The sequence below is a fragment of the Terrabacter ginsenosidimutans genome (genome assembly GCF_039539425.1).
Lineage (GTDB): Bacteria > Actinomycetota > Actinomycetes > Actinomycetales > Dermatophilaceae > Terrabacter > Terrabacter ginsenosidimutans.
The window spans coordinates 89,276-106,190 of sequence record NZ_BAABDC010000002.1; the positions used below are offsets into that span (position 1 = coordinate 89,276).

The 16,915-nt window shown below is 73.5% G+C and carries 10 protein-coding genes; 6 read left to right on the forward strand and 4 right to left on the reverse strand.

Going from position 1 to position 16,915, the window contains the following annotated elements; translation table 11 throughout:
- Positions 1-7 precede the first annotated feature (7 nt).
- Positions 8-1,459, forward strand: a complete 1,452-nt coding sequence (locus ABD831_RS06415; protein ID WP_344943272.1) for a hypothetical protein — start codon at positions 8-10, stop codon at positions 1,457-1,459.
- Positions 1,460-1,474: 15 nt separating this feature from the next.
- On the opposite strand, the gene ABD831_RS06420 is transcribed toward ABD831_RS06415, so the two are convergent.
- Both ABD831_RS06420 and ABD831_RS06425 read right to left on the reverse strand, forming a co-directional pair.
- Entirely contained in the window at positions 1,475-3,283 is a 1,809-nt protein-coding gene (locus ABD831_RS06420; RefSeq protein ID WP_344943275.1) for a glycosyltransferase family 61 protein, read from the reverse strand.
- Positions 3,280-4,032, reverse strand: coding sequence for a class I SAM-dependent methyltransferase (locus ABD831_RS06425; protein WP_344943278.1), 753 nt, complete (start codon positions 4,030-4,032; stop codon positions 3,280-3,282). The genes ABD831_RS06420 and ABD831_RS06425 overlap by 4 nt, the downstream gene beginning before the upstream one ends.
- Before the next feature lie 173 nt (positions 4,033-4,205).
- On the opposite strand from ABD831_RS06425, the gene ABD831_RS06430 reads away from it, so the two are divergent.
- A complete protein-coding gene (locus ABD831_RS06430) occupies positions 4,206-4,634 on the forward strand; it encodes a Fur family transcriptional regulator (protein WP_344943281.1) in 429 nt (142 codons plus the stop codon).
- A 78-nt stretch (positions 4,635-4,712) separates the two neighbouring features.
- Positions 4,713-6,896 carry a catalase/peroxidase HPI gene (gene katG, locus ABD831_RS06435; RefSeq protein WP_344945343.1) on the forward strand — a complete coding sequence of 728 codons (2,184 nt, stop codon included), beginning with the start codon at positions 4,713-4,715 and terminating at the stop codon, positions 6,894-6,896.
- Positions 6,897-6,989: 93 nt separating this feature from the next.
- Here katG and ABD831_RS06440 read toward each other — a convergent pair whose 3' ends face one another.
- Positions 6,990-7,184 carry a hypothetical protein gene (locus ABD831_RS06440; protein WP_344943283.1) on the reverse strand — a complete coding sequence of 65 codons (195 nt, stop codon included), beginning with the start codon at positions 7,182-7,184 and terminating at the stop codon, positions 6,990-6,992.
- A 168-nt stretch (positions 7,185-7,352) separates the two neighbouring features.
- Between ABD831_RS06440 and ABD831_RS06445 the strand changes: the two genes are divergently transcribed.
- Together ABD831_RS06445 and ABD831_RS06450 are read left to right on the forward strand one after the other, a co-directional pair.
- Entirely contained in the window at positions 7,353-10,589 is a 3,237-nt protein-coding gene (locus ABD831_RS06445) for an ATP-dependent helicase (protein ID WP_344943286.1), read from the forward strand.
- Positions 10,586-14,050 (forward strand): ATP-dependent helicase, encoded by a 3,465-nt coding sequence (locus ABD831_RS06450; protein WP_344943289.1) that lies wholly within the window; start codon positions 10,586-10,588, stop codon positions 14,048-14,050. The genes ABD831_RS06445 and ABD831_RS06450 overlap by 4 nt, the downstream gene beginning before the upstream one ends.
- Before the next feature lie 119 nt (positions 14,051-14,169).
- On the opposite strand, the gene ABD831_RS06455 is transcribed toward ABD831_RS06450, so the two are convergent.
- Positions 14,170-15,711, reverse strand: coding sequence for a phosphotransferase (locus ABD831_RS06455; RefSeq protein ID WP_344943292.1), 1,542 nt, complete (start codon positions 15,709-15,711; stop codon positions 14,170-14,172).
- Positions 15,712-15,883: 172 nt separating this feature from the next.
- On the opposite strand from ABD831_RS06455, the gene nudC reads away from it, so the two are divergent.
- Positions 15,884-16,867 (forward strand): NAD(+) diphosphatase, encoded by a 984-nt coding sequence (nudC, locus tag ABD831_RS06460; RefSeq protein ID WP_344943296.1) that lies wholly within the window; start codon positions 15,884-15,886, stop codon positions 16,865-16,867.
- Positions 16,868-16,915 lie beyond the last annotated feature (48 nt).

The following is a 16,915-nucleotide window of genomic DNA, read 5'->3' on the forward strand; positions in this document are numbered from 1 at the left end:
GACAAGGATGACGACAGCGATGCTCTGCCGGATCACCGTGTGGACCCCCGTGACGGACAAGGACGTCGCCGCCTCGACGTCGCTGGTGCGACACCTGGACAGCCAGACGTCGGCGGTCAGCGAGTGGGAGCTCGTCCTGGCCACCCCCGGTGGCGGCCACGTCGCCGCACTGGAGCGGATGGCGGCGCGCCGTCCCAACGTGCGGGTGCTCGTGGACGACGTCGACCGGGCCGGTGCCGAGGGCGAGTGGGTGCTGGACCTGGCGGCCGACGACCGGCTGGAGCCCACCGCGCTGAGCAGACTGGCAGCCCTGACGTCCGACGCGGCCACCGAGGACGTGCTCGTCGTGAGACCGGAACGCGCCGGACCGGACGGGACGGCCACGCCGTTGGTGCTCACACGCCGCGGCGGTTCTGGGGCTCGTCGCGCTCGGGGCGTCGAGGATGAACGCGGCGCCGAGGTCGTCGTGCCCGTGCCGTTGCGAGGGCGGCGCGGCCCGTGGGCCCCGGACCCGGCGAAAGTGGTCCCGGACGTCACAGCGCGGGCCCGTTGGGTCGACGGAATGCTCGAGCTCGACGGCCGGGCGCCACTGCACGCAGGTGGAGCGGCGCGGGCGGAGCTGGTGCTCGTCGGTCGCCACCACCACACCGTTCGCTCGGTGCCGGTCGACGCCTTCACCGTCTCGGGCGACGACGAGGACACCGAGCCAGGTCTGGAGTGGTCGGCCCGGATCGGCGTCACGCCGGACGACGTCGACGACGAGCTCGAGGTCTGGCTGCAGGTGGAGCCGACCGACACCGACGACGAGGAGGGCGAGGGCGCGCCGGCGTCGCACCGGTCGCCGCTCGTGGGTCGGGTCGGCGCACCCGCGGGACTCGCGACGGAAGCACCGGCCGTGGTCGACGGGAGGCTCGTCTGTGCACGAGCAGACCAGGACGCGCTCGTCATCGACGTCGGTGCGACCGGTCGCTCGCTCCTGGGTCCCCTCGACCCGCGTCAGACCTCGGTCGTCGAGGACGCCACAGGCTCACTGCTGACCATCAGGCTGCCCCAGCTGGCTCGCCACGGTCACGCCCGCGTCGTCCGAGGCGCCCTGCTGCTGGACGGGCACACCCTGCCCGCACGGCTCGTCGTCGACGATGACCCCCGGGTCGAGTGCCGCCTCGCAGGCCTCCCCGGCAGCGCCGTCCTCGAGTGCAGCTTCGGTCGCGGCCCGGCGGCGGCCACGGGGTGTGCGGTGCTGGTCTCGCGCACGGGTGAGTTCACCGTGGTGGCGATGCGAGCGTCGGACCTGTCGGCCGTGGCCGACGACGAGGGACCGGGCACGAGGCCACGCGCGTCCGGTCCGGTGGCAGCCCTGCGGCGGCACCTCCCGCACGGTGTCGACCCGGTCGTCTCGAAGCTCTCGAAGGTTCCGGCGTTCCGAGTCGCCTACCGCCGGGTCACCGGCCTGCGGTGACCCGGCCCGGAGAGGTCAGTCCGCGAGGGTTGCGCGGAGGTCGTCCGCGAACCGGTCGAGCTCGAAGGTGAAGCCGGAGTGGAAGGCCTCGTTGGTCCAGCCGCCTTCCGGGTGCTGGATGTCGCTGGGAGACCAGAAGTAGTGCAGGTCGAGCCCCACGACGGAACCGATGAGGTACTCGTTGTTGGCCGTGTTGGCATTGCCTGAGAGCAGGACGCACCGGGCGCCGGGGGCGAACATGAGGCTGAACATGCCGCTGCCACCGAAGCCCGCGATCCGGCGGGCCTGGCGGAACATGCTGATCTGGTCGCCGAAGGAGTGGTCCTCCGGGTAGACCACGGTGTAGCCCTCGCGGCGGAACCACTCCTCGACCTCGGGCAGGTTGTGGCAGGTGCGCCAGCCGCCGGGGCGGCGGGACACGAAGAGTCGCTCCGGCGTCTCGAGGTGCGGAGTGTGCAACCGGCGCCCGATCTCCGCGTAGAGGGCACCCAGCCCGAGGTCGACGTAGTGCGGCATCGAGAAGCCCGGCGTCACGGCATACAGCACCTCGGGCCGCACGGCCGCGTCGTGCGGGACGTAGGCCACCTCGTCGGCGGGGATGCCGAGGGCGTCGAGGAGCCGGCGCTGGTAGTCGGGCACCTCGGTCTGCCCCTCGCGGAGGCTGATGAGCGGGCGGACGTCCGGGTCGAGACGACGCGCCTCGGTCCAGCCGTGGTAGCGCGAGATCACCTCCGTCATCACGTGGCCGTAGTGACCGGGGTACTCCGTGTCGAGGTAGACGTAGCTGCCGGGGAGGTCGGTCGGGGTGGGCTCCCACCGCGACAGGAGCCGGTCGAGGGCGGCGTTGCCGCCCACCATGGTGTGGTGCACGAGTCGGCGACCGAGGTGGTGTCGGAAGGTGTCGGGGAGGTAGAAGTCGCCCGTCATCACTCGTTGGCGCGGGAGGACGGTGGGGGCGCAGTAGCGGCGCAGCGACTGCTCGGGCACGTTGACGGTGCCCGGCCCGTGGACCGGGCCCTCGCCGTGCACGGTGACCGTGGCGCGGCTGGGATAGGAGTAGGCGGGCCGGGTCTCGACGACGCGGCCCCAGGTGTCGCCGTAGCGGCGGGTGAGCATCTCGGACGCGCGCGCGTCCCGGAGCTTGAAGCGGTGCCGGTTCGTCTTGCGGACGAATGCCGCGTCGCCGGAACGCACGATGGCAGAGGAGGACTCGCGGAGCTCGGCATCGGCCGCATCGAGGGTCTCCGCCTCGCTGGCCGCGCCGGCCGGGCCGGAGGTGGTGGCCCCGGAGGTGGTGGAGCCGTCGGAGGTGTCGGGGGTGGCGAGGCGGTCGAGCAGGTCGAGCACCGTCTCACCCGGCACGTCGTGCAGGGCCGGGTCGGCGACGTCGGACAGACGGTCCACGACGTACCACCCACCAGGCTCGAGCAGCAGGAACATCTCCCGGAAGCAGGCCAGCTTCTGCCCCTTGCGCCCGTTGCCGGACTCGACGACGAGCTGAGGGCGCGGCAGGGTGGCGACGTGGTGGACGCGGTCCCAGATGGTCAGGCACGTCGTGACCCGAACGTTCGCCGGCAGCGCCGCGGTGCGGGCCGGGTCGTCCGCCGAGACGGTGAGCACGTGGATGGTGACCTCCCCGAGGCGCCGGCCCAGCTCGGTCGCGACCTCGACGGTGTCGTGACCGAGGACGAGCACGATGTCGCGCACGGCGGGAGCACCGAGTGGCGAGGCCTGCTCCGCAGCGCCGGTCCCGTCGTGGGGAGGAGCGCCCGTCTGGACGAGGTCGAGGACCGTCTGCGCGAGTCCGTTCACGCGGTGGCTCACGACTCGTCCCCGACGTAGGCCGGACCGGCGCAGGCGAGCACCGCGCGGTCCACGCGGTCGCGCCAGGCTCGGGCGTCGCCCGACCGGTCGGCGAGGGCGTCGAGGAGGTCCGACTGGAGCAGGCGGCGCCCCGGCACGGCGTCGATGCGGTCGAGGATCTCGGCGGGCACGAGCTGAGGGTCCGGCCGGCGGTACTCCGCCAGGATGGCGTCGTAGGCGTCTGGCAGGACCGTGCTCTGGGGATCGAGCCCCGCGACGAGGACCATCCCGGTCGGCTCGGTGTCCAGCGGGAGCACGACGAGGTCGGGCCGGTAGCGTCGCAGCACCTCGGTGAGACGGAAGACGTCGCCCGCCCAGTCGCGGCTGTGGCGGCTGCGGGCTGCCTCCTCGGCGTCACGGGGGAGCATGTCGTCCAGGACGACGACCGAGCGAGGGCCGCTGTGGCGTTCGGCGTTGACGAAGTCGCGCAGGGCGGCCTCGACGAGGTGCAGCCCGTCGATGAACGTGAGGTCGACAGGCAGCCCCCGCGTGAGGTCGGCGAGGTCGCGGTGGGCGAAGAAGTCGTCACTGGTCGTCCTGACCAGGGCGATGTCCGCGTCGACCGGGTGGGTCAGGGAGAACGCGGGGTCGATCCCGATGGAGCGGCACCGTGCGAGCGACAGGCTGTGCCCGTCGCTGACGCCGATCTCGAGGTAGGTGCTCGGCGACAACCGCTCGTGCAGTGCCCTCAGCACCTCGGTGTACCACACGGTTCGTCGTCCTCCGTCAGAGCATGGGTCGGGCGCCTCCCGACGCTCGCGCCAGCATAGTGTTCGGCATCGGCCGGGACGGGGAGCGAGGCGGCGCGTGTGGCGCCACGACCTCCACGACGCCCGCCCTGTCAAGACTTGATTTGTTCCAGAAAGCGGACCAGACTCGAACCATGTCCGGAGCCCAGGTCGAGCAGCAGCTGCGCGAGGCCGGACTCCGCGTCACGCGCCAGCGGCTCGCCGTGCTCACGGTTCTGCACGACCACCCGCACACCGACACCGACACCGTCATCCGACGTGTCCGCGAGGCCACCGGGGACGTGTCCCACCAGGCCGTCTACGACGTGCTGCGGGCCCTGACCGACGCCGGGCTCGTGCGCCGCATCCAGCCGACGGGCTCCGTGGCCCGCTACGAGGTGCGCGTGGGCGACAACCACCACCACGTCGTGTGCCGGTCGTGCGCGGCGATCGCCGACGTCGACTGCGCCGTCGGCGAGGCCCCGTGCCTCACGGCATCCGACAGCCATGGCTTCCTCATCGACCAGGCCGAGGTGACGTACTGGGGACTTTGTCCCTCGTGCGCTGCCGCGGCCGCCTCCTGAATGCCCACCCGAAGAAGAGAAGGACGTCCCGTGTCTGAGCAGCAGCACACCGCCAAGCCTGACGCCGAAGTCGGCGAGATGAACGAGCCGGAGGCCGCCAAGTGCCCCGTGGCCCACGACCGGGCGACCCGTCCCGGTGGCACGAGCAACGAGGAGTGGTGGCCCAACCGCCTCAACCTCAAGGTGCTCGCCAAGAACCCCGCCGTCGCCAACCCGCTCGGTGACGACTTCGACTACGCCGCGGCCTTCAACAGCCTCGACCTCGCCGCCGTCAAGGCCGACATCGCGGCCGTGCTCACCGACTCTCAGGACTGGTGGCCCGCGGACTTCGGCCACTACGGCCCCTTCATGATCCGCATGGCCTGGCACAGCGCCGGCACCTACCGCGTGCACGACGGGCGCGGCGGCGCCGGAGCCGGCCAGCAGCGCTTCGCGCCGCTCAACTCCTGGCCCGACAACGGCAACCTCGACAAGGCCCGCCGCCTGCTGTGGCCGGTGAAGAAGAAGTACGGCCAGAAGCTCTCGTGGGCCGACCTCATCGTGCTCACCGGCAACGTCGCCCTCGAGTCGATGGGCTTCACGACCTTCGGCTTCGGTGGCGGACGCGCGGACGTCTGGGAGCCGGACGACGACGTCTACTGGGGCTCGGAGGCCGAGTGGCTGGGCGACGAGCGCTACACCGGCGACCGCGACCTCGAGAGCCCCCTCGCGGCGGTCCAGATGGGCCTGATCTACGTCAACCCGGAGGGTCCCAACGGCAACCCGGACCCGCTCTCCTCGGCGCGCGACATCCGCGAGACGTTCGGCCGCATGGCGATGAACGACGAGGAGACCGTGGCTCTCATCGCCGGTGGCCACACCTTCGGCAAGACCCACGGTGCGGCGGACCCGCTCACGTACGTCGGCCCCGAGCCCGAGGGAGCCCCGCTCGAGCAACAGGGGCTGGGCTGGAAGCAGTCCTACGGCACCGGCAAGCTCCAGGACGCCATCACCTCGGGCCTCGAGGTGACGTGGACCCCGACGCCGACGCAGTGGGACAACACCTTCTTCGACGTGCTCTTCGGCCACGAGTGGGAGCTGTCCCACAGCCCGGCCGGGGCCAACCAGTGGGTGGCCAAGGACGCCGAGGCGATCATCCCGGCCCCCAACGAGGGCGGCGAGAAGCGGCTGCCCACGATGCTGACGACCGACCTCGCGCTGCGGGTCGACCCGGCCTACGAGAAGATCTCGCGGCGCTTCCACGAGAACCCCGCCGAGTTCGCCGACGCCTTCGCCCGCGCGTGGTTCAAGCTGACCCACCGAGACATGGGCCCCATCGAGCGCTACCTCGGCCCCGAGGTCCCGCAGGAGGAGTTGCTCTGGCAGGACCCGCTGCCGACCGCCTCGGGCGACCCGGTCGGCGCCGACGACGTCGCGGCCCTCAAGCAGGCCATCGCGGGCGCGGGCCTGTCCACGACCCAGCTCGTGAAGGCGGCGTGGGCCTCGGCCTCGACGTTCCGCAGCAGCGACAAGCGCGGCGGTGCCAACGGTGCCCGCGTGCGCCTCGAGCCGCAGAGCGGCTGGGACGTCAACGACCCCGCCGAGCTCGCCGCGACCCTGCGGGCGCTCGAGGGCATCCAGGCCGACTTCAACGGCCGCGGCGGCGCGACCGTCTCCCTCGCCGACCTCATCGTCCTCGGCGGCAACGTCGCGGTCGAGCAGGCCGCTGCCGCAGGGGGCGTCACCGTCGAGGTGCCCTTCCGCGCCGGTCGGGTCGACGCCTCCCAGGAGCAGACCGACGTCGAGTCGTTCGGCTACCTCGAGCCGAAGCACGACGGCTTCCGCAACTACCTCGGCAAGTCGGGTCGCGTGCCGGCCGAGTACCTCCTCGTCGACCGCGCCAACCTGCTCGGCCTCTCGGCCCCGCAGATGACGGTCCTCGTCGGAGGTCTGCGCGTCCTCGGTGCCAACACCGGCGGCTCGACGACCGGTGTGTTCACCGACCGTCCCGGCACGCTGAGCAACGACTTCTTCGTCAACCTGCTCGAGCTCGGCACGACGTGGACCCCGACCAACGAGGCCGCCGACGAGTTCACCGCGACCAACGCCGCGGGTCAGCAGACGTGGACCGGCAGCCGCGTCGACCTGCTCTTCGGCTCCAACTCCGAGCTGCGCGCCCTCGCCGAGGTCTACGCCAGCGACGACGCCGCTGAGAAGTTCGTCAACGACTTCGTCGCCGCCTGGTCCCACGTCATGGAGGCCGACCGCTTCGACGTGTCATGACGTCCTGACGCACGCGGGGTCCGGGACGGCGCTCGCCGTCCCGGGCCCTTCGCGTTCCCGGTGCGTGTCTCGAGGACGTATGCCGTGTGCCGGCTAGGGCTGGACGGTGCCCGTCGCCCGGGCCGTGCGCCCGTCGGGGGACTCCAGGACGGTCTCGAGGGTGATCGGTGCCTGCGCGGGGATCCACACGGCATACCTCCTCGTGCCGGCGGCGCCCTCGACCCGCACCGCGTGGACCTGTCCGTCGTCCGGGAAGAAGGGCAGCCCGGTCGGGATGTCGGCGAGCACGAGGTCCGCCGCCGCGACCGTGACGAGCGGGAAGATCGGCCCGACGGGTGGTCGGACGACGGGCGGCAGGGGGACGACCGGGGGCCCGCCGAAAACCGCCGAGACCGGTGCGGACGGGGCGACACCCCGGACCGGGCAGGTGTCCCCGCGACGTGATGGAATCCTCCGGTGGTCATCCTCCGTCGAGCTCCTGCTCTCGCACCGGCCCAGGTGCGGCTCGACGAGCGGCAGCAAGCCGCCCTCGACTCGACCGCCCGGGTGCTGCGCGTCCTCGGCGGCCCGGGCACCGGGAAGTCGACCCTCGCGGTCGAGCTCGTCGTCGACGCGGTGCGGCGGCAGGGGCTGCGCGCCGACGCGTGCCTCGTGCTCACCTCGAGCCGGAGCGCGGCCGCCCGGCTGCGCCAGCAGGTCACCGTGCGTCTCGGGGGCACCTCGACCGAGTCGCTCGCGCGCACGTGGCAGGCGTTCGGCTTCGGCGTGCTGCGCATCGAGGCGGCCCTGCGCGGCGACCCGCCGCCGCGGCTGCTCAACGGCCCCGAGCAGGACGTCATCCTGCGCGACCTGTTGGCCGGGCACCGCTCCGGGGAGGTGGCCGGACCGGTCTGGCCCGAGGAGCTGCGCGAGGCACTGACGACCCGCGGGTTCCGCAATGAACTGCGTGACCTGCTGATGCGTGCCGTCGAGCTCGGGCAGGGGCCGGACGAGCTGGCGCAGCTCGCGATCGAGCACGACCGGCCCGAGTGGGCCGCGGCCGCGCACGTGCTGCGCGAGTACGACCAGGTCACCTCCTTCAGCCGCCACGGGTCCTACGACCCCGCGTGGGTGCTCACGGCCGTCGCCGAGCTCCTCGACGACGACGCATCGGCCCTCGACCGCCTCCACGAGCGCATCCGCCTCGTCGTCGTGGACGACGCCCAGGAGCTGACCTCGGCGGCGGCCCGGCTGCTGCGCGTCGTCGCGCGACCGGGCGGGCCGCGCGTGGTGCTGCTCGGCGACCCCGACTGCGCGGTCCAGACCTTCCGCGGCGCCGACCCGCGCTTCCTCGCCGACGGCTGGACCGACCTCGCAGGGTCGGGGCGCGACCCGCGTTTCGTCGGGGGACTCTTCGACCTGATCGACGACCTGGACGAGGGCGCGAGCGAGACCGTCGTCCTCGACCGGACGCACCGGCTGGGCGCCGCGATGGCCGGCACCGCCGACCGCGTGTCCCGACGCATCGGCGCCCTCGGCGGTGGCGAGCAGCGTCGGATGACGCCGGCGACCACCGACCCGACGCGGGGCTCCGTCGAGGTGGCGCTCCTGCGGTCCGCCGCGCAGGAGACCGCCCACGTCGCCGCCCTGCTGCGACGTGCCCACCTCGTCGAGGGCGTGCCCTGGACCGACATGGCCGTCGTGGTCCGTGGGTCGGGACGCGCCGACACGATGCGCCGCCTGCTGGGGCAGGCCGGGGTGCCGATCGAGGCCGGGAGCGCGGAGACCCCGGTCCGCGACGAGAGTGCGGTGCGGCCACTGCTCCACCTGCTCGAGGAGAGCATCGAGATCGCTCGTGCCGAGCACCGGGGTGAGGCCCACGTCATCGACCCGGTCCGGGCCGCCGACCTCGTCCTGTCGCCCGTCGGAGGCTCCGACACCGTGGGCCTGCGACGGCTGCGTCGGCTGCTGCGACAGGACGAGCTCGCTTCCGGCGGTGGACGCTCGAGCGACGAGCTGCTGGCAGAGCTGCTCCAGGCGCCGCCGCGGGCCCGCCTGCTCGGCTCGACCGGCCGGCCGGCCGAACGCATCGCGACGGCACTCGCGGCAGGTGCCGCCGCGGCACGCGTGGGCGACGACGGTCGCTGGGCCCAAGGAGTCAGCGCGGAGTCGGTGCTGTGGGCGATCTGGGAGGGCGCGGGCGTCGCCGAGGGGTGGCGTCGGCAGGCGTTGGCGGGAGGCACATCGGGGGAGCGGGCCGACCGTGACCTCGACGCCGTGCTCGCCCTCTTCGACGCCGCCGGGGCCTTCGTCGACCGGCTGCCCACCGCTGGTCCCGACAAGTTCCTCGAGCACATCCAGGGACAGGACGTGCCGGGCGACACCCTGCTCGTCGGCGGCCAGTCCGGTGGCCGCGTCGCCCTGCTGACTCCACAGACGGCCGCCGGTCGGCAGTGGCGCATCGTCGTCGTCGCCGGGGTCCAGGAGGGGGTGTGGCCCGACCTGCGCCTGCGTGGCTCGGTGCTCGGTTCCGAGGACCTCGTCAACGTCGTGGCGCAGCGACCGCTCGGCTTCCGCGCCGCTCAGGCTGCGGTGCGCTACGACGAGACACGCCTCTTCCTCGTCGCCGTCACCCGGGCCACGGAGCGACTCCTCGTCACTGCCGTCGGCAACGAGGACGAGCAGCCTTCGGTCTACCTCGACCTCGTCGACCCGCCGGCCACGACTCGCCTCGCCGACGAGGTGCGCCCCCACTCCGAGGTGGCCCGCACGATGACCCTGCCCGGGCTCGTCGGCGAGCTGCGACGCGAGGCGGTCAGCCCCGACCCCGGCGTCGCCGAGCCCGCCCTCAACCTGCTCGCTGCTGCCGCCCGCGAAGGCGTTCGGGGCGCCGACCCCCGCTCGTGGTGGGCGCTGCGGTCCGTCACGAGCGAGCGACCGGTCCGCCGGCCCGACGAGCCCGTCCCGGTCTCGCCGTCCAAGGTGACCTACTTCGCGGAGTGCGGCCTGCGCTGGTTCCTCACGTCCGTCGGCGGCGAGGGGGTGTCTCTCGGCGCCGCGTCCGTCGGCACCTTCGTCCACGACATCGTCGCCGAGCTGCCCGACGCGCCGCTCGAGCAGCTGAAGCACGAGGTCGACGAACGCTGGGGGCGGCTCGGGCTCAAGCCCGGCTGGGTCACCGACCGCACCCACCAGGAGGCGCACGACATGGTGGCCCGGTTCGCCGCCTACCGCGACGGTGCCGAGCGTGACTGGGAGCGCGTCGGGATCGAGACCGACTTCCGGGTCGAGGTCGGCCGGGCCGTCGTGGCCGGTCGGGTCGACCGCATCGAGCGCGACGCCGAGGGTCGCCTGCGGATCATCGACCTCAAGACCGGCAAGTCCAAGCCGACCAGGGCCGAGCTGGCCGAGCACGGCCAGCTCGGGGCCTACCAGGTGGCGGTCGAGGAGGGGGGCTTCCCGGGTCTCGGTGAGCGCAGCGCCGGGGCCGCGCTCGTCTTCATCGGCAAGGGCGGCCTGTCCGGACTCAAGCCGAGCGTGCTGCCCCAACCGCCGCTCACGAGCAGCGAGGACCCCACCTGGGCGCGCAGGCTCGTCCAGGAGACCGCCGAGGGCATGGGCGGCGCCGAGTTCCGCGCCACTCAGGGCAAGGCCTGCGAGACCTGCCCCGTCCGGTCGGCGTGCCCCGTCCAGCCCGAGGGGGACGCGCTGTGACCTCCACCGAGACGCGACCCGCCACCGCCGTGCAGCACAGCGCCCTCGACATCGCGACGGCCCTGGAGATGCCGCCGCCCACCCAGGAGCAGGCCGCCGTCATCGAGGCAGGGGCCCGTCCGCTGCTCGTCGTGGCCGGCGCGGGCTCGGGCAAGACCGAGACGATGGCCGCGCGCGTCGTGTGGCTCGTCGCCAACGGCCTCGTCGACCCCGACCAGGTGCTCGGACTCACCTTCACCCGCAAGGCTGCAGCCGAGCTCTCCCAGCGCATCGCCAAGCGGCTGCGCGGTCTCGAGCGCGCGGGCATCTGGACCCCGCCCGCCGACGACGGCACGGGCGCCGAGGTGCTCGGCGGCACCCCGACCGTCTCGACCTACCACGCGTATGCCGGCCGTCTGGTCCGCGAGCACGCCCTCCGCGTCGGCATCGAGCCGGAGTTCCGCATCCTCACCGAGGCCGGTGCGTGGCAGCTCGCCGCCGAGGCCGTGTCCCGGTGGGACGGCCCGATGGACGATGTCGTCAAGAGCGAGGCCACCGTCATCCAGGCCGTCATGGCGCTCGCCGGTGAGATGGCCGAGCACGTTCGCACGCCGGGCGAGGTGATCGACCACCTCGATGCCGTGTTGGCCCGGCTCGACGCGCTCCCGGACGGTGAGGGCCGCGGTTCGCTCACCGCGGCCCGGGATGCCGTCGCCGTGCTGCGCGAGCGACGCACGGTGCTGCCGATCGTCGAGGCGTTCCTCGCCCTCAAGCGTGAGCGGGAGTCGCTCGACTTCGCCGACCAGATGGCCATCGCCGCCCGGCTGACGCGGTCGGTCCCGGCCGTCGGCGAGATCGAGCGCCAGCGCTTCCGGGCCGTGCTGCTCGACGAGTTCCAGGACACCTCCGAGGCGCAGCTGGAGCTGCTGCGATCGCTCTTCCACCACCCCGGGGTGGCGCTCACCGCAGTCGGCGACCCCAACCAGTCCATCTACGGCTGGCGCGGGGCGAGCGCGACGACCCTGCTGCGTTTCCCCTCCGAGTTCGCGAGCGACGCCGGGCCCGCCGACGTGCTGCCGCTCTCGACGAGCTGGCGCAACGACTCGCTCATCCTCGACGCCGCCAACGCCGTCGCGGCGCCGCTCGCGACCGAGCACGTGCAGCCGCTCCGGCCCCGCCCGGGCGCCGGTGTCGGCTCGATCGAGGTGGCCCGCCTGGAGACCGCGGAGGAGGAGGCCGACCACCTGGCCGGCTGGATCGCCTCGCACTGGTTCAGCCCCAGCGGGCGACGCACGGGGCGCAGCGCCGCGGTGCTGTGCCGTCGGCGCTCGACCTTCCCGCTGGTCCTCGAGGCGCTGCGGCGCCGGCAGCTCCCGGTCGAGGTCGTCGGCCTCGGTGGGCTGCTCGTGACCCCTGAGGTGAGCGACCTCGTGGCAGCACTCTGGGTCGTGCAGGACCCGACGCGCGGTGACCAGCTGATGCGCCTGCTCACCGGGCCGGTCGTGCGCCTCGGGGCAGCCGACCTGGCCGGGCTCTGGGCCTGGGCGCGCGAGCTGCACTCCCGCACGCCCCGACCCGGGGCTTCTCCGGTCGTCGACGACGGCCCCGAGCTGCGCCAGGCCCCGCAGACGCCACCGCCGACGCCGCCGACGGACCCTGCAGCCGCAGGGGATCCGGGGACGGCGCCGGGGGCCCCAGCCCCCGACGAGGAAGCCGTCATCGACCGCCGGGGCTCGGACCTCGCCGCCGACAGCGCCGACACGGCCACGCTCGTCGAGGCCCTCGACGACCTGCCCCGACCCGGCTGGACGGGACGAGACGGCGCCCGCATCGGCGACGAGGCCCTGGCGCGCCTGCACGACCTCGGGGCCGTCGTCCGGCGCCTGCGCCGGCTCACGGCACTGCCGCTCGTCGACCTGGTCGCCGAGGCCGAGGTCGCGATCGGGCTCGACATCGAGGTGCTGTCCCGGCCCGAGCACACCGCGTCGACGGCGCGAGTCCACCTCGACGCGTTCGCCGACGTCGCCGCGCGCTATGCCACGACCGCAGACCGCCCGACCCTCTCCGGCTTCCTCAGCTGGCTCGACGCCGCCCGGGACCAGGAGCGTGGCCTCGACGCCGGGCACACCGAGTCCGACGCCGACGCCGTCCAGGTCCTCACCGTCCACGCCGCCAAGGGTCTCGAGTGGGACGTCGTCGCCGTCCCCACCCTCGTCGAGGGAGTCTTCCCCGCCCACGGCGCGACCGCGGTGTCACCGGTCGTCGACAGCGACCCCACGGCATACGCCTGCTCCGGCGACGTCAAGGACAAGGGCTGGCTCATCGGGCTCGACTCGCTTCCCTACGACCTTCGCGGTGACCGCGCCGGACTGCCACACCTCGACTGGCGGGGGGTCCCGGACCGCAAGGCGCTGAGCGCCGCCATCGACGCGTTCGTCCTCGACGGAGGCCGCCACGCCGTTGCCGAGGAGCGCCGCCTCGCCTACGTGGCGCTGACCCGCGCCCGCTCCTCGATGCTCCTGACGACGCATCTCTGGGGCGCCGCCAAGAAGACCCTGTCGGTGCCGTCCCGCTTCCTGACCGAGGTCGAGGACACGCTGCCGGGCGCCGTTGCCCGGAGGGCCTGGGCCGCCGACCCAGAGCCGGTCGTCGACGACAAGGGCAAGGCCGCGGCCCCGACGAACCCGCACCTTGCGGTCCCGGTCTCGCAGCTCTGGCCTCACGACCCGATGGGTGTTCGACGCGCCGGCCTGCTCGATGCCCATCGTCGGATCGCCTCGCTCGTCGACGCGGGTCCTGTGGTGCCGCACGGGGACCCGCGGGTCGACAATCTGCGGATCCTCTTGGCGGAGCAGGCTGCCCGTCGATCGAGGGGCGAGCCCGTCGTGGACGTCCCGCGCCACCTGTCGGCGTCCGCGGTCGTGTCGCTGGCCCGTGACGCCGAGGCCTTCGCCATGTCGCTGCGCCGGCCGATGCCCAGCCCGCCGGCCGTGGCTGCCCGTCAGGGCACCGCCTTCCACGCGTGGATCGAGGAGCACTACTCCCGGGCCGCGTTCGTCGACGTGCTCGACCTGCCCGGTAGCGCCGACGAGGGCGCGGCCGACGACAGCGACCTCGACGCGATGAAGGACCGGTTCCTCGCCAGCGAGTGGGCCGACCGCATCCCGGAGGAGATCGAGATGTCGATCGAGACCATCATCGACGGCATCGCCGTCCGCGGCCGGGTCGACGCGGTGTTCCCCCGCGACGACGGCGGTTGGACCGTCGTCGACTGGAAGACGGGTGCCCGGCCCACCGGGCGGGACGCCACAGTCCGCGCCCTCCAGCTCGGGGCGTATGCCGTCGCCTTCGCCCGTCTGCGCGGCGTCGACCCGTCGCTCGTCGATGCGGCGTTCTACTACGCCGGCCAGGGCATCACCGTCCGCCCCGACCTCCCCGGCGAGGCCGCGCTCGTCGACCTCCTGCGCACCCTGCCCGACTAGCTCGACCCCTACTCGAGTGAGCGCCCCGTCCCACTCTGGTGGGCCGGTGCAGAATGCGTCATTGCTCGCCTGGTGTTGAACGCTCACTCGACTGGGGCTGAGCGCTCACTCGACTGGGGTCAGGCGGGGGCGTCGCGGGTGGGGCGCTCGGTGCGCTCTGAGTGGTGCTCGACCGGGACGAAGTCGGAGGCGCCCTCGTGGAGGTCGAGCACTCCGTCGATGTCCTCGGGCAGGGCCTCGACCTCGTCGATCTCGAAGGTCGACGCGTCGGCGTCCGCCGCCAGGACGGGCACCGGCTGCGACTCCTCGACGGCGGCGTAGGCCTCGTTGGCCTCGTCGGCCCGCGCCGAGCCCACGAGGCCGGAGGCGTCCGCTGCTGCCGGTGCCAGCGCCTCGGCCGGCTCCGGGGCGGGCGACGCCGTCGAGGCGTGGGCCGCCTCCGAGTCCCGTTCGTGCGGCTCGGACGTCTGGAACGGCTCGGCGTGTGGCGCTGCGGGCTCGGACAGGTCGGCTGCCGGCCCGGTCTCCCCGGCCGCAGGCTCGTGCTGCCCGTCCAGCAGCGAGGTCATCGAGATGGCCTGGGTCTCGCCGAGCATGGGGAACGGCACGTGCGGCTGGGTCGCGTCCCACTCGGGCTCGGGGCGCTCGGGGTCGTCGGGGTCGAGCACGGCAGCGGCGTTCTCGTGCGACTGCCGGGTGCGCTCGCTCCGCTCGGCGTCCTCGAGCGCGTGGCGACGATCGTCCGCCTCGACCTGCGCGTCGAGGGCCCGGAGGTCGTCGGCGGTGCGTTCCACGACGTCGAGCTGTCCCGAGGCGAGCGCCTGGAGCAGGGCGCGCAGCGGCGCCATCTCGGCGGCGAGACGAGCACGACGGACGAGGTGGACGTCGGGGCGTTCGATCCTGGACGCCGCGTAGGCCTCGAGCACGGCGTCGAGCGTCGCGGGCAGGGCGACGCTGGCGAGCTCGGCGAAGTCGTCGGCGGGATCGCCGACGCGGCTCTCCTCCCACGCCAGGACCCCGCGGACGTGACCCGTCGACGAGTCGTCGTCGTCGTCGAACGAGGCGAGGATGTTGTGTCCGACGAAGGTGCCGTGGACCGGTGTCGGGGCGAACCGCCACAACGACACCTCCTCGAGGGCGTGCTCCCAGCGCGTGAGCAGACCGGTCGGCACGTGCCCGGTGGCAGCGGCCCGGTCGAGCTCGGAGAGCTGACGACGACGGTGGGCCTCCGCGTCGTATGCAGGCCGCCCCGCCTCCTCGAACAGCAGGTGCTCGACGTTGTGGATGTGGGCGAGCGTGCGTCCGACCTCGGCCGTCAGCGGACCGGGCTCCAGCCCGGCGAGGTCGAGCGGGCGGCCCGGGACGCGCAGGTACACGGCCGCGCGGCCCTCGGGCACCGCGGCGAAGCCCCGCACCATCGGCATGGCCACGTCGAGCCGCCGCCCGAGCAGCCCGGAGAGGGCGGAGATGTCGTCGAGCATCGCGCCGGCGGCCTGAGTAGACGGCGCCTTGACGACCCACCGGCGGTCCTGGCTGTCCTGCACGTAGGCGATCTCGAACAGGTCGCCGGGCTCGCTGGGCACGCCCTCCACGGTCACCGGGTCGAGGCCCGGCACGGCCGAGCTCGCCAGGGCGGCGAGGAAGAGCGGGCTGCGCGTCACGAGACCACCGTAGGTCGAGCGGCGCGCTGAGCGTGGGAGGCGACGCCCGGGCCGGTGGTTCGCGGGAGTCGAGGCGAACGCCGGTGTGACCGCACGGGAGTGATGGCACGGGTGGGAGGTGCAGGTGGGCGCAGGTGGGAGGGCACGAGCCAGCCGCCCTAGGGTGGGCCGTGTGGCACTGACCGAGGAGACCCTGGCCGACCTTGCGCTCTCGCGCAGCGCACTGGACCGGGTGGCGCTCGAGCGCCGTCGCCCCGAGATCCTCACCGAGCTGCTCGACGACCCGCGGACGAGGGTCGTCGAGGTCCGAGGCGACCGGATGCACGTCGCGCCCGGTGGTGGCACCGCCGGGAGCGCAGGGAGCGCCACCGATGACGGCCTCCGGCTCGTCCTGCGTGCGCCGGAGCCCGCGGATCACGCGCGGCTGGGACTGCTCCTCGGGCGCGACGGCGACCGGACGGCATACGTCGGCGTCGTGACGCAGGCCGCAGACGGTGAGGTCGACCCCGCACAGGATGGATGGCTGACCCTTCGGCAGGCCGGCGAAGCCCTGGCCCCGCTCGACGCCGGCGTCTTCACGACGGCCCTGGCGCTCGCCAACTGGCACGCCACCCACCGCTTCTGCCCCCGCTGCGGCGCCCCGACCGGGCCCGCCCAGGCAGGCTGGGTGCGGCGGTGCGAACGGGAGGGGAGCGAGCACTACCCGCGCACCGACCCGGCCGTCATCATGTCGGTCGTCGACCCGGACGGCCGCCTGCTCCTGGGTCGCGGGGCCCACTGGCCCGAGGGACGCTTCTCGGTACTGGCCGGCTTCGTCGAGCCCGGGGAGTCGTTCGAGGCAGCGGTCGCCCGCGAGGTGGCCGAGGAGGTCGGTGTCAGCGTCGACGGCGCGCGCTACCTCGGCAACCAGCCGTGGCCCTTCCCGTCGTCGGTCATGATCGGCTTCGAGGCGACGACCCGCGAGACGGCGCTGACGATCGACCCCGTCGAGATGGCCGAGGCACGCTGGGTGAGCCGCGATGAGTATCGCGACCTGCTGCGCAGCGGCACGATCCGCACGCCGAGCGGCATCTCGATCGCCAAGCGCATCATCGAGCACTGGCTCGGCCAGACGGTCGAGTCCGTCGTCCCGCCGGGGCTGGCCACCGGCTTCTGAGCCGAGCCTGAGGTCAGCGGGCGAGCCAGCGGGTGAGTCAGCGGGTGA